Origin of the sequence: Cellulosimicrobium sp. JZ28, from assembly GCF_015327065.1 — a bacterium.
GTDB lineage: Bacteria > Actinomycetota > Actinomycetes > Actinomycetales > Cellulomonadaceae > Cellulosimicrobium > Cellulosimicrobium funkei.
Window position 1 is genome coordinate 25,743 of record NZ_CP017660.1, and the last position, 13,307, is coordinate 39,049.

Sequence of the window (13,307 nt, forward strand, 5' to 3'; positions counted from 1 at the left end):
CCGGGTCCGGGGGACCGGGACGGTCAGCCGCAGGTCGGCTGGCCGTGCTCCGGGGTCGCGACGGTCTCGCGCTCGTCGGCGTCGTCGGACGGCGCGGCCGTCGCGGTCACGGGGCCGGTCGTGGCCCCGCGGACGGCGAACGACTGGTACGCGTTCTTCCCCGGGCTGACCGCAGGGAAGCTCTTCGTGCCCCACGGGGTGGCGACGTCGACGTCGAGCGGGACGTCGTCGTCGTTCACGACGCGCACCGCCACGTACGCCTTGCCCGCGAGGCACCGCACCTCGGCCGTCGCCGTCACGGCGACCCCGGGGTGCACCGCCGGGTCTGCGGCGCCGGGCGCGAGCACGCGCAGCGCCGTGAGCCCCGGGTCGCCGTCGCGCCACGACGTGCTCAGCGCGACGTACCGGGCCGTGCGGTCCACGGCGAGCGCGCCGCGCGCGTCACCGGCGCCGAGCGTGCCGACGTCGGTGAACGTCAGGCCGTCGTCGCTCACCGAGACGACCGACTCCGGCGCCCCGCCGCGCTCCCACGCGGCGACGACGGTACCGATCTCGCGCGGCGCGCCCAGGTCGGTGACCATGCGGCCGTCCGGCCCGGGGACCCACGCCGTCGCGGCGTCGCCGTCGACGGCGAGCGACGGCGACGTCATGCCCTCGGGCAGCACGGACGCGGGGAACGTGAGGGTGCTCAGCGCGCGGTCCGCGACGGGGAACGGCGTCGCGTCCCGGAGGGTGACCCGCGTGCCCGACGGCGTCGCCCCGACCGTGCGCGTCGCGCCCGTCTCGGCGTGGCGCAGCTCGACCGGCGACCCGTCGCCGGTGACTCGGAACGAGCGCGCGTCGTCGACGGCGACCGTCACCCCCGCGGGAGCCTGCCCGGCCGGCGTGGCGACCGTCGCGCGCGGCGCGAGGACGACGGCGTCGCCCGCGGGGACGGTGACCGCGAGCGTCGAGGCGTCCGCCCCGACGGTCTGGGTGCCGGCGTAGACCGGGACGGCCCCGCCGTCGTGCGGGACGGTGAGGGTCGTCGCGACGTCGGCGCCCGTGAGGTTGAACGCGACGACGTACCCGTCGACGGCGCTCACGAGCACCGCGGGGTCCTCGGACGTCGGTACGCGGGCGCCCGCCTGCGCGGCGGTCGCCGCGGCGTCGCCCGGGACCATCTCGACGAGCCGGGGCCCGGTCGCGCCGTCGGTGAGCCGCACGACGTGCCGCGTGTCGGTCGCGCGCGAGACGGTCACGGGGGCGTCCGAGCCGCGCACGACGAACCCGGCCTCGCCCTCGACGTTGAGCCAGTCGCCCTCGCTGCGCAGCACCTGGTCGCCCGTGTACCGGAACGACGCGGCGTCGTGCCACGTCTGCCCGTCGAGCGACGTCTGGACGCGGTACTCCTGGCCCGCGGCGACCTCCCAGCCGAGCTGGACCTGGCTCACCGCGGTGGGCGCGCCGAGGTCGACCTGGACCCACGAGTCGGGCTTCGTGCGGTCCGCGACCGCGACCGCCCAGCGCGTCGTGGCGGAGCCGTCGGTGACGGCGCTCGCGGGGTTGGACCCGTTGGCGCTCGACGCGGTGGCCGGCTTGCCCGCGGCGACGTCCGTCCCCGTGGGCGAGAAGGCGCGCAGGTGGTAGAGCGAGTAGCCGTAGGCCGCGTCGCCGCGCACGCCCTGCATGCGGACGTAGCGCGTGGTGACCGGCGCGGGCTCGTCCGCGCCCTCCGGGGTGAGGTCGACGGTGTCGAGGCGCGCGACGTTCACGTCCGCCGGGGCCTTGCCGTACGCGGTCGCGGTGGTCCACGTCTGGCCGTCGGTCGACGTCTGGACGAGGTACCGCGCGCCCGCGCTCGCCTCCCACGCGAACCGCACTCCGCCCACGGTGGTCTCCTCGCCGAGGTCGACCTGGATCCACGAGTCGGGACGCGTGCGCTCGCCGACCGCGACGGCCCAGCGGGTCGACGGGTTGCCGTCGGTCACGCGCGCCGCGGTGCGGCCGCCCGCCGTGTCCTGGCTGGACGCTGTCGCGACCTTCCCGGCGGCGAGGTCGGTCGTCGACCGCTCGTCGCCGTAGGCGTGGAACGCGAACATCGAGTAGCCGTACTGCGGGTGGCCCTGCTGCCCGAGGAGCCGGACGTACCGCGCCGTGACGGGCGCGAACGACAGGTCGTCGACGCGCGCGGCCTTCGCGTCCGCGGGGTCGGCCGGACGCGTCACGGGGAGCGTCGCGGTGGTCTCGCCCTCGGCGGTCGTGTAGGTGCGCGACCCGTCGAGGCCCGAGTAGCCGTTCATGGCGAGGTTGCGGACGGACAGGCTCGCGTCCTCCGTGCCAGCACCGGTCGACGCGTAGACGGCGGCGCCCGTCGGGAGCGTGACCTGGCCCGCGTACCCGCCGCCGACCCGGAACACCGACGACGTGCCCTCGAAGCCGTCGCGCGGGCCGGTGTACGTCGTCACGTGCCGCTCGTCGACCGTGGCACCGGTCGTGGGGTAGAGGAACGGGGTCGAGCCGGAGACGTGGAACAGCCACGAGTCGTGCGCGGGGACCCAGGGGAACTTGACGAACCCCTTGCGGCTAGACGCCGCGGCCCACGCGTCCGCCGTCTGCTGGACGGTCAGGCCCGGCCCGGCGCCGAAGTCGCGCACGCCGGCGAGGCGCTCGAAGAACTCGTCCTGCGGCGTCGGCTCCACGGGGCCCTCGGGCGACTCGGCGGCCTCGACGTGCAGGAGGTAGGAGATCGCGATCTCCGCGCGCGCCTCGGGCTCGTACTTGGGCTCGCCCGAGAACTTCGCGAGCCGGTACACCGGCGCGTACGACTGGTAGTCCTCGAGCGCGGCGGCGAGGTTCGCCTCGGCGCGCGCGGCGTCGGGGTCGCGCAGGACCTGGCCCAGGAACGCCATGGGGATGGCGTCGCGGCCGTAGAGGAACTCGCGGTCGGCGACCATGGGCATGAACGGCTCGCCCGCGTCGGACATGACGAGCTTGATGGACTCCCACAGCTCCGCCGAGTTGGGCTGGTGCGTGAGGATCTCCGGCAGCGGCTCGTCGCGCAGGAGGAAGTGGATCGCGTTGCGCCCACCGGACCGCCAGATGTCGGACTGGTAGTGCGGGCCGAACGACCCGTGGTTCTCCACGAGGTACGTGTCGTGGATGGTCTGCATGGTGTTCGTCGACACGGGCTTGCCCGCCACGACGGCCGGGTTGTTCCGGTCGGCCGTCGGCTGTCCCGCCGCGTTGCGGCCCCAGTCGCCGAGCTGCTCGGCCCAGCGCGCGGCGTCGGGGTCGTCTGGCGCCCACGCGAGGCCGGGCGCGAGGGCCTGCGTGTAGACGCCGACCTCCTCCTGCGCGGTGTCGCCCTCGTGCTTGCCCGTCGGCCAGTCGGCGGTCCACGAACCGGAGAGCGGGTCCTTGCCGAAGTCGAGGTCGGCCGTGTACTTCGACTGGCCCGTCGCGATCGTCGTGAGGTTGGCCTGCGTCGTGGCATCGAGCTCGTCCCACAGCAGCGTCCCGGCCGCGAGGAAGTACGACTGGAACGTCGAGTCCCAGAACAGCTTCTTGCCCCACGTGCCCGCGGGGTCGACGAACCGGTTCGTCGCCGCGTAGTGCCGGATCGTCGCGAGCGTGCGGGCGCGCAGCGTCTCCTCCGAGACGCCCGCGAGCTCGGCGTCGTACTCGCCGTGGGTCAGGAGCACGGCGTTGCCCAGCACGACGGCGAAGTTGAAGTCCTTGAGCTGGTACACCCCGGCGGACTCGTCCCAGACGGTCTCGACCCAGCGGGTGTGCCGCAGCAGGGCGCCGTAGTAGTCGGCGGCGGTCGCGTCGGGGGCGCCGTACGCGGGCGTGGCATCGGCCGTGGTCGACGCCGGGGCCGCGGGCGGGGCGGCCGGCGCGCCCTGGGCGGTCCCGGGGGCCAGGAGGAGGGAGCCGGCCGTCGCGAGGGCGAGGACGGCGGTCGTGGTGCGGCGCCGCGCGCGGCGCGCGGCCGGGGGCCGGGCGGGTGATCGGGTCATGGTGGGGGTCTCTCGTCGTCGTCGTCGGGAGCGGGTCCGCCGTGGACGGCGGTGCGGCGCGGGGTGCGGGTGCGGGTGCGGGGGTGCAGAGCGCCGGTGCCCGCCATCCTGACAGCGCTGTCTGACAGAGTCCAGAGGTTCGGCGAATCTGCCGCGGGTGAAGCCGGGGGGCGGGGACGCACGGAGCCCGTCGGGGAGCGTGGTGGTGACCATGCTCCCCGACGGGCCTCGGGACCGCGGTGGGCGGTCGGTCGGGTCAGCCCTTGACCGAACCGGACATCAACCCTCCGACGAAGTACTTGCCGAGGACGATGTACACGAGCAGCGTCGGGAGCGACGCGAAGAGCGCGCCGGCCATCGAGACCCCGTAGTTCTGCAGCAGCGCGCCGTTCGCGAGGTTGTTCAGCGCGAGCGTCACGGGGCCGTTCTGGCTGGAGGAGAAGAAGACCGCGAAGAGGAAGTCGTTCCACGCGGACGTGAACTGCCAGATGAGCACGACCACGAAGCTCGGGATCGAGATCGGCAGGATGATCGACCAGTAGGTGCGCAGCATCCCCGCGCCGTCGACACGCGCTGCCTCGACGAGCTCGTGCGGCACGGTCATGTAGTAGTTGCGGAAGATGAGCGTCGTGATGGGGATGCCGTAGATGACGTGCAGCAGGATCAGCGACGGCACGCCGCTCGGGATGCCCAGGCCCAGCACGAGCTGGTTGAGCGGGATCATCACGGCCTGGTACGGGATGAACATCCCGAAGAGGATGAGCGTGAAGACGATGTTCGCGCCCTTGAACGACCAGCGGGAGAGCACGAACCCGTTGAGCGACCCGAGGAAGGCCGCGATGATCGCGGACGGCACGACCATCTGCACCGTGCGCCAGATGGCGGGGGACAGCGCGGTCCACGCCGTCTGCCAGTTCTCCGTCGTCCACGTCTGCGGGAGCGACCACGCGCGCGCCGGCGACGCGTCGCCCGCGCCCTTGAAGCTCGTCACGAAGAGCACGTAGACGGGGATGAGGACGATGACGAGGAACAGCACGAGCGCCGCGTACTTGAGCGTGCGGCCGACCGAGAAGCGTTCGCGCGGCGTGCGGCGCGCGGGCTGGCGCGGCGTGCCGACGACGTCGGGGGCGGGGACGGCCGGCGTCGAGGTGGTCGTCATCGCTTCTCCTGACGGTTGGTGCGGATCAGGTAGGGCACGATGACGACGGCCACGATGATCAGCAGGATCGAGCCGACGGCTGCCGCGTTGGCGTAGTCGAAGCTCGACTTGAAGACGTACATGTCGACGGCCGGAACCTTGGTCTGGTAGTTCGCGGGCTTCGAGATCGACATGATGAGGTCGAACGCCTTGAGCGACATGTGCCCGATGATGATGAGCGCCGAGAGCGCGATGGGCGAGAGCTGCGGGAACAGCACGTGGCGGTAGAGCTTCCACTCGCTCGCGCCGTCCATGCGGGCGGCCTCGCGCAGCTCGTCGGGGATGCCGCGGAACCCGGCGAGGAACAGCGCCATGACGTACCCGGAGAGCTGCCAGATCGCGGGGATCGCGATGGCCGTGATGCCCCACGTGACGTTGTTCCACCAGTTGTTCTGCAGGAAGTCGAGCCCGACGATCTGGAACAGCCGGTTGAGGCCGCTCGCCTGCTCGCCCTGGTTCGAGTTGAGCAGCCAGCGCCACACGACACCGGACGCGACGAACGACACGGCCATGGGGAACAGGTAGACGGAACGGAAGATCCCCTCGCCCTTGACGGGCTTGTCGAGCATCCACGCCCACAGGAACCCCATGAGCATCGTGCCGGCGAGGAAGACCACCGTGTAGAGCACGAGGTTCTTCAGCGAGTGCTGGAACGCCTCGCTGCCGAGGAGGGCCGTGTAGTTCTCGAACCACACGACGACCGACGGCTTCTGGCCCGTGGCCTGTGCCGCGGTGTGGTTGTCCGTGATCGACGTCCTGAAGTTCGCGCCGATCAGGCCGTAGACGAACACGCCGACGAGGATCAGCGAGGGCGCGAGCAGCAGCAGCGCTGGGCCGGCGCGTCGCAGTGACTTGAGCATGGTGGGTCTTCCCGGTCGTGGGGGCGTGGGCCGCGGCGCGGGGGAGCGCCGGCGTCCCGGGGACGTGTTCCGGCCGCGCGGGTCCGCCGCGCGCCGTCGGGACGTGCCCGACGACGCGCGGCGGCTCCGGCGGAGCGGTGTCAGCCCTGCGCGGCGGCGGCGGCGAGCTCGGACTGGTAGGTCGCGAGGTCGGACCCGCCCGACGTGAACTTGCTCGTCGCGTCGGAGATCGCGTTGAGCGTCGCGACCGGGGCGGCGGCGCCGTGCGCGAGCGAGGAGACGATCGTGTCGTTGCCGAACGACTCGATCGCCGTCTGCTGGTACTCCGAGAAGTCGGCCGGGTCGGCGTCGGTGCGAGCCGGGATGGAGCCCTTGGCCTTGTTGAACGCGACCTGGCCGTCGAGCGAGCCCACGGTCTCGAGCCACGCCTTGGCGCCGTCGGGGTGCGGGGCGCCCACCGGGAGGGTGAACGAGTCGGCGAGGAAGTCGAACACGCCGTCGGTGCCCGGGACGGGGAACGCGGTGAAGTCGGTGCCGAGCGTCTTGCCCTGCTCCTCGAACGCCGCGACGGCCCAGTCGCCCATGACGTTGAACGCGGCGTTGCCGTCGATCACCATCTGGGTCGCCTCGGGCCAGTCGAGCCCGTCACGGTCGGTGTTGGTGTAGCTCATGAGCTTCTCGAAGTCCTCGAGGGCGGCCGTGACCTCGGCACCCTCCCAGTCGGTCGAGCCGTCCCACAGGCCGTTGTAGCCCTCGGCCCCGAGGTCCGCGAGGAGCACGGTCTCGAGGAGGTTGACCTGGGTCCAGGTCGTCGCGACCGACAGCGGCGTGACGCCCGCGGCCTTGAGCTTGTCGAGGTCCGCCATCCAGGCGTCGAGGTCCGCGTAGGTCGCGGCCGGGTCGACGCCGTTGGCCTCGAGGACCGTCGGGTTCGCCCAGACCACGTTCGCGCGGTGGATGTTCGACGGGATCGAGTAGATCGCGCCGTCGTCGGACTTGAGGCGGTCCACGAGGTCGGCCGGGAAGACGTCGGTGAGGCCGAACTCGTCGTAGAGCGAGGAGACGTCCTCGATCTGCGCGGCGTCGATGTAGTCCTGGAGCTCGGCACCGGCGTGCGCCTGGAACGTGTCCGGCGGGTCCTGGGCCTGGAGGCGGGACTGGAGGAGGTCCTTGGCGGCCGAGCCGGCGCCGCCGGCGACCGCGCCGTTGATGAACTCCACGTCGGGGTGCTGCTCCTCGAACACGCCGACCAGCGCGTCGAGACCCGCCTTCTCGGAGCCGGCAGCCCACCAGGTGAAGACCTCGACCTCGTCGCCGCCCCCCGAAGCGCCACCGTCACCGGTGCCCCCGTCACCGGAACCACCGCCGCTGCACGCGGCGAGTGCGAGACCCACGAGGGCGGCCGTCGCCACCGTCGCGCTCGTCCTGCGATCGATTCGCATCGTGATATCCCTACGCCTTCTTCGGTCGTGGGGGACCGGCGGACGACCACGTCGCACCGGCCGGGCGCATCGGTGCGCCCTCGAACCCGAGGCCCATACAACGGCGGCCGACGCTTGATGTCAAGAAATGAACACAAGCGACGCCGAATCGTGATGTTCGCGTCAAGGCATGGATTCAAGGCCGAGCGCCGCGCGGCCGATATCATTCTGACAGCGCTGTCCAATTCCTGTCGAGCCCTGCGCCCCCACCGGCAGCACGACGCGCCCCACCTGGGCGCGCGCGTCCCGGCGGTATCCTGACCGACGTGCGCGCTGACCGGGTGACACCGGGCTCGCAGACTTCACTGCGTGAGGCCAACCGAGCCCGGATCGTGAGCGCCGTCCAGCAGCGTGGCTCCCTCACGCAGATCGAGCTGGCCGGCGTCACCGGGCTGTCCCCGGCCACCGTCTCCAACATCGTCAAGGAGCTCACCGGCGCGGGCGTCCTGCACACCTCGCCCTCCACGCGCAGCGGGCGGCGCGCGCTCCAGGTGACCCTCGCGCGCAACCTCGGGCTCGTCGCGGGGGTGCACTTCGGCACGCGCTCGATGCGCGTCGCGCTCGCGGACGCGTCCATGCGCGTGCTCGCCGACCAGCGCATGCCGCTCGCCCCGGACCACCGCGCCGACACCGGCCTCCAGCGCGCTGCGCTCCTCGTGGGGGAGATGGTCGCGTCGGTCGACGCGTCTCCCGAGGAGCTGCTCGCGGTCGGGGTCGGGGTGCCCGCCCCCGTGGACGTGCGCGCCGGGCGCATCGCGACCGTCGGCATGATGCGCGGCTGGGACGGCGTCGTCGTCCCCGAGCTGCTCGAGGCCGAGCTCGGCGCGCCCGTGACGGTGGACAACGACGCCAACCTCGGCGCCCTCGCCGAGACCCGGTTCGGGGCGGCCGTCGGGCACGACGCCGTCGCCTACCTGCGCGTGTCCCACGGCGTGGGCGGCGGTCTCGTCCTGGGCGGGCGCGTCGTGCACGGCCGCGCGGGCGTCGCGGGCGAGATCGGGCACGTGACGATCGACGAGAACGGCCCGGTGTGCCGGTGCGGCAACCGCGGCTGCCTCGAGATGTACGTCGGCGCGGGCGTGCTGCTGTCCATGCTCTCCGAGAGCCGCGGCCACCTCACGCTGCGCGACGTCATCGCGCGGGCCCAGGAGGGGGACCCGGGCTGCCGCCGCGTCCTGTTCGACGCCGGGCAGCACCTCGGCGTCGCGGCCGCGAACCTGTGCAACCTCGTCGACCCGGAGATCGTCGTCGTCGGCGGGCAGCTCGCCGAGGCGGGCGAGGCCCTGCTCGGCCCGCTCCGCACCGCGCTCGAGCAGCGCACGGTCCCGAGCACGGCCGGCCCGGTCGAGGTCGTCGCGTCCGAGCTGGGGTCGGCCGCCGAGGTGCGCGGTGCGCTCGCCGTCGCGCTCGACCTCGCGCGCGTGAGCGGCTCCCTGGGGGTGAGCGCATGACCAGGGACGGGGCTCGCCGGGGGAGCGCCCGCCGTCGTGCGCGGGGCGCGGTGACGACGGCTGTCGCGGCCGTCGTCGTCGCGCTGCTCGCGCTCGCGGGCTGCGCGCCGCCGGAGGAGCCCGCCGGACCGTCGGAGGGGACCATCGGGCTCCTGCTGCCCGAGGCCAAGACCGCGCGCTACGAGACGACCGACCGCCCGACCTTCGTCGGGGTGGTCGAGCGGCGCTGCCCGTCGTGCGAGGTGCTGTACGCGAACGCCGCCCAGGACGCCGCGAACCAGCAGCAGCAGGCCGAGTCGATGCTCGCCCGCGGTGCGGACGTCCTCGTGCTCGACGCGGTCGACGCGGTCGCCGCGGTGAGCGTCGTCGCCGAGGCCCAGCGCCTCGGCGTGCCCGTCATCGCCTACGATCGCTTCGTCGACGGCGCGGACTACTACGTCTCGTTCGACAACGAGCTCATCGGGTACCTCATGGGGGAGGCGCTCGTCGGCGCGGTCCTCGACCGTGCGGAGCAGGACCCGCCGGCGCAGGGCCGGCGGCCGGGCGTCCTGCTCGTCCAGGGCTCGCCGACCGACCCGAACGCCGCGGAGCTCGCCGCCGGCGCACACCGCGCGCTCGAGGGAGAGGACATCGACGTGCTCGCCGAGTACGACACGCCCGACTGGAGCCCCGACAAGGCGACCGAGTGGGTCGAGGGGCAGCTCACGCAGTACCCGGGTCGCGTCGACGGCGTCTTCGCGGCGAGCGACGGCATCGCAGGCGGCGCCATCGCCGCGATGAAGGCCGCCGGCCTCGACCCGGTGCCGCCCACGACGGGCCAGGACGGCGAGCTCGCGGCCGTCCAGCGCGTCGTCTCGGGCGACCAGTACATGACCGTCTACAAAGCCACGACGGAGCAGGCGCGCACGGCCGCCGAGCTCGCCGTGCGGGTGCTGCGCGGCGAGGACCCGCGCGCGACCGTGGTGATCGACGGCGTCCCGAGCCTCCTGCTCGCGCCGCGCGCGGTCGGCGTCGACGACGTCCGGCGCGTCCTCGTCGACGGCGGCGTCTACACGGTCGACGAGATCTGCACCCCGTCCTACGTCGACGCGTGCGTCGACGCGGGTCTCCTGGAGGCGGCACCGTGAGCGCCCCCGTCCTGACCCTGCGCGGGGTCTCCAAGAGCTTCGGCGGCGTCCGGGCGCTCGTCGACGTCGACGTCGAGGTGCGCGAGCACGAGGTCCTCGCCGTCGTGGGCGACAACGGCGCCGGCAAGTCGACGCTCGCGGGCGTCGTCGCGGGCGCGTTCCGCCCCGACGCGGGCGAGGTGCTGCTCGACGGCGCGCCCGTCGTGCTCGACTCGCCGGCGGCCGCGCGCCAGCACGGGATCGCGGCGGTGTTCCAGCAGCTCGCGCTCGTCGACGACCTCGACGTCGTCGAGAACGTGTTCCTCGGGCAGGAGGTCCTCCACGGGCCGTTCCTCGACGAGATCGCGATGGAGCGCGAGGCGTGGGGCCTGCTCGACCAGCTCGCCGCGACCGTCCCCTCCGTGCGGCAGCCGGTGCGCACGCTCTCGGGCGGCCAGCGGCAGGTCGTGGCGGTCGCGCGCGCCCTCCTGGGGTCGCCGCGCGTGCTCGTCCTCGACGAGCCGACGGCGGCGCTCGGCGTCCGGCAGACGGCCGAGGTCCTCAACCTCATCGAGAAGCTGCGCGAGCGCGGGCACGCCGTCGTCCTCATCAGCCACCAGGCGGGCGACCTCCAGGCCGTCGCCGACCGCATCCTCGTGCTGCGGCTAGGCCGCGTGCACGGCGAGTTCCCGGGCGACACGTCCTACGAGGACCTGCTCGCCGCGATGACCGGTGCCGTGCGCCCGGCGCGCCCGGGCGGACCGAGCGGGAGCGCGGGCGGGGCCGAGCGCGAGCGGCGCACGGGCGGCACCGGGGCGGTGCACCGATGAGCGTCCCCGGCCGCACCTCGGGCGCGGCGCTCGACCGGCCCCTGACGGGCGCGCTGTCCGGGTCCGTCGTGCAGCAGCTGCGCGGCGCGCACCTCGGCATGCTGCCGATCGTCGCCGCGCTCGTGCTCATCTGGGTCGTGCTCGGCGCGATCAACCCGGCGTTCCTCTCCGCGGAGAACCTCGTCAACCTCACCCTCCAGAGCGCCCCCACGGGGATCATCGCGCTCGGCGTCGTGCTCGTGCTGCTCGTCGGCCAGATCGACCTGTCGGTCGGCTCGGTGAGCGGGCTCGCCGCGGCGGTGCTCGCCGTCGGGACGGTCGGGCTGGGCTGGCCGGTCGGGATCGCGATCGTCGCGGCGCTGTCCGTCGGGGTCGTCGTCGGGCTCGGGTACGGGCTGCTGTCCACGCGCCTCGGGCTCGCGTCGTTCGTCTTCACGCTCGCGGGCCTCCTGATCCTCGCGGGCGTGCAGCTGCGCGTCCTCGGACCCAAGGGATCGATCAACCTGCCGTTCGAGTCGTGGCTCGTGCGCACGGTCCAGCAGGGCTTCCTCGCCCCCGCGGTCGCGTGGGGGCTCGTGGTCGTGGTCGTCGCGGGGTACGCCGCGCTGCGGGTGACCGACCACGTGCGCCGCGTCCGGGCGGAGCTGCCGAGCCCGGGCCTGGCCCGCGTCGCGGTCCGGACGGCGGTCCTCGCGGCGGTGCTCGTCGCGACGGTCGCGTACCTCGGGACGGCGCGCGGGATCGGCTACACGGTGGTGCTCTTCGTGGCGCTCGTGGTCGTGGTCGACGTGCTGCTGCGCCGCACGCGGTGGGGACGCTCCGTGCGCGCCGTCGGGGGCAACCGACGCTCCGCGCTCCTGGCGGGCGTCGCGGTGCGCCGCACGGTCGTCTCGTGCTTCGTCGCGTGCTCGACGTTCGCCGCGCTCGGCGGCGTCCTCGCCGCGGGGCGGCTCGCGGCGGCGAACCAGGGGACCGGCGCGGCGGACACCTACCTGACGGCGATCGCGGCCGCGGTCATCGGCGGCACGAGCCTGTTCGGCGGGCGCGGGAGCGCGTGGTCGGCGCTGCTCGGCGTGCTCGTGCTCCAGTCCATCGCGAACGGGCTCACGCTGCTCAACCTCGACACGGCCACGCGGTACATCGTGACCGGAGCGGTCCTGCTGCTCGCTATCGTCGTCGACATGCTGATTCGTGGTCGACGGGAGGTCTGAGATGGTGATGCAGGGGGAGAGCGCGGGGACGGTCCCGCCGGGCGAGGTCGGGGTCGTGGTGCCCGACACCCCGACGGAGGCGGCCGTGGCGCGTCCGCACGGCGGACGCGGAGGCCGGCGCCCGACGCTCGCCTCCGTCGCGGAGGTCGCCGGCGTGAGCCTCAAGACGGCGTCGCGCGTCCTCAACGACGAGCCGAACGTCGCGCCGCAGACGCGCGCCAAGGTCCAGGAGGCCGCGCAGCGGCTCGGCTTCCGGCGCAACGCCGTGGCCGCGGACCTCGCGCGCGGCGGCTCGTCGCGGCTCGTCGGCTTCGTCACCGGCGACCTCGCGAACCCGTTCTACTCCGCGCTGGCCAGCGGCATCGAGCGCGAGCTCCGTCACCACGGCCTCCAGCTCATCACCACGAGCTCGGACGAGGAGCCGGAGCGCGAGCGGTCGCTCACCGAGGCGCTCGTCGAGCGCCGCGTCGGCGCGCTCGTCGTCACCCCGACGTCGACGGACCACTCGGGCCTGCGCCGCGAGCTCGAGGACGGCCTGCCGGTCGTGTTCATCGACCGCCCCGCGCGCGGCGTCGAGGCGGACACGGTCGTCATCGACAACCGCGGGGGAGTGCGCGACGCCGTGACGCACCTCCTCGCGCACGGGCACCGCCGGATCGCGCTCGTGGGCGACGTGTCGCGCCTGTGGACGTTCCAGGAGCGTCGCGACGAGTTCGTCGCGACGCTGCGGGCCGCGGGCGTCGAGGACCCGGGCCGGTACGTGCGGGACGGCGCGCACGACGCCGACCTCGCGCGCGTGTTCGTCGCGGACCTCCTCGCCCTGCCCGAGCCCCCGACGGCGTTCGTCACGGCGAACAACAAGATCACGGTCGGCGCGCTCCACGCCCTGCGCGACCGCGAGTCGTCGGGCGGGGCGGCGGACGTCGCGCTCGTCGGCTTCGACGACTTCGAGCTCGCGGACCTGCTGCACGTGACGGTCGTGGGGTACGACGTCGTCGAGATGGGACGGCAGGCGGCGGCGCTCGCGGTGTCACGCGCCGAGAACCCGGAGCTCGCCCCGCGGCTCGTCGTGGTGCCGACGCGTCTCGTCGTCCGCGGCACGGGGGAGGTCCCCGGCCCCGCGGCCTAGGCGTGGCCGCGGTGCCCGTGCGCGTGTCGGTGCGAGCGCG

The 13,307-nt window shown here is 73.8% G+C and carries 9 protein-coding genes; 5 read left to right on the top strand and 4 right to left on the bottom strand.

Annotated elements, in window-relative coordinates:
- Window positions 1-23: 23 nt before the first annotated feature.
- The 4 genes from BJP59_RS00130 to BJP59_RS00145 form a co-directional block, all read right to left on the bottom strand.
- Complete coding sequence (locus BJP59_RS00130; protein WP_194521837.1) at window positions 24-4,001, bottom strand: discoidin domain-containing protein; 3,978 nt, start codon at window positions 3,999-4,001, stop codon at window positions 24-26.
- Between the two features lie 256 nt (window positions 4,002-4,257).
- The gene (locus tag BJP59_RS00135) at window positions 4,258-5,160 is read right to left on the bottom strand and encodes a carbohydrate ABC transporter permease (protein ID WP_021482932.1); all 903 of its coding nucleotides are present in this window, start codon (window positions 5,158-5,160) and stop codon (window positions 4,258-4,260) included.
- Window positions 5,157-6,059 carry a carbohydrate ABC transporter permease gene (locus BJP59_RS00140; protein ID WP_021482933.1) on the bottom strand — a complete coding sequence of 301 codons (903 nt, stop codon included), beginning with the start codon at window positions 6,057-6,059 and terminating at the stop codon, window positions 5,157-5,159. The genes BJP59_RS00135 and BJP59_RS00140 overlap by 4 nt, the downstream gene beginning before the upstream one ends.
- Window positions 6,060-6,199: 140 nt before the next feature.
- Complete coding sequence (locus BJP59_RS00145) at window positions 6,200-7,501, bottom strand: ABC transporter substrate-binding protein (RefSeq protein ID WP_021482622.1); 1,302 nt, start codon at window positions 7,499-7,501, stop codon at window positions 6,200-6,202.
- 371 nt (window positions 7,502-7,872) lie between these two features.
- Here BJP59_RS00145 and BJP59_RS00150 point away from each other — a divergent pair, with 371 nt between their 5' ends.
- From BJP59_RS00150 to BJP59_RS00170, 5 genes are read left to right on the top strand one after another with little or no spacing between them, the layout of a single operon-like run.
- A complete protein-coding gene (locus tag BJP59_RS00150; protein ID WP_081599862.1) occupies window positions 7,873-8,991 on the top strand; it encodes an ROK family transcriptional regulator in 1,119 nt (372 codons plus the stop codon).
- Window positions 8,988-10,118, top strand: a complete 1,131-nt coding sequence (locus BJP59_RS00155) for a substrate-binding domain-containing protein (RefSeq protein WP_194521838.1) — start codon at window positions 8,988-8,990, stop codon at window positions 10,116-10,118. The genes BJP59_RS00150 and BJP59_RS00155 overlap by 4 nt, the downstream gene beginning before the upstream one ends.
- Window positions 10,115-10,927: an ATP-binding cassette domain-containing protein gene (locus tag BJP59_RS00160; protein ID WP_194521839.1), complete on the top strand. Its 813-nt coding sequence runs from the start codon at window positions 10,115-10,117 to the stop codon at window positions 10,925-10,927. The genes BJP59_RS00155 and BJP59_RS00160 overlap by 4 nt, the downstream gene beginning before the upstream one ends.
- A complete protein-coding gene (locus tag BJP59_RS00165) occupies window positions 10,924-12,138 on the top strand; it encodes a sugar ABC transporter permease (RefSeq protein ID WP_061267177.1) in 1,215 nt (404 codons plus the stop codon). The genes BJP59_RS00160 and BJP59_RS00165 overlap by 4 nt, the downstream gene beginning before the upstream one ends.
- A gap of 1 nt (window position 12,139) precedes the next feature.
- Entirely contained in the window at window positions 12,140-13,267 is a 1,128-nt protein-coding gene (locus tag BJP59_RS00170) for a LacI family DNA-binding transcriptional regulator (protein ID WP_211932236.1), read from the top strand.
- Window positions 13,268-13,307 lie beyond the last annotated feature (40 nt).

Coding starts and splice junctions, on each gene's coding strand:
- BJP59_RS00140 (WP_021482933.1), bottom strand. CDS start 6,059: ATGCTCAAGTCACTGCGACGCGCCGGCCCAGCGCTGCTGCTGCTCGCG.
- BJP59_RS00170 (WP_211932236.1), top strand. CDS start 12,140: ATGGTGATGCAGGGGGAGAGCGCGGGGACGGTCCCGCCGGGCGAGGTC.
- BJP59_RS00155 (WP_194521838.1), top strand. CDS start 8,988: ATGACCAGGGACGGGGCTCGCCGGGGGAGCGCCCGCCGTCGTGCGCGG.
- BJP59_RS00165 (WP_061267177.1), top strand. CDS start 10,924: ATGAGCGTCCCCGGCCGCACCTCGGGCGCGGCGCTCGACCGGCCCCTG.
- BJP59_RS00145 (WP_021482622.1), bottom strand. CDS start 7,501: ATGCGAATCGATCGCAGGACGAGCGCGACGGTGGCGACGGCCGCCCTC.
- BJP59_RS00135 (WP_021482932.1), bottom strand. CDS start 5,160: ATGACGACCACCTCGACGCCGGCCGTCCCCGCCCCCGACGTCGTCGGC.
- BJP59_RS00130 (WP_194521837.1), bottom strand. CDS start 4,001: ATGACCCGATCACCCGCCCGGCCCCCGGCCGCGCGCCGCGCGCGGCGC.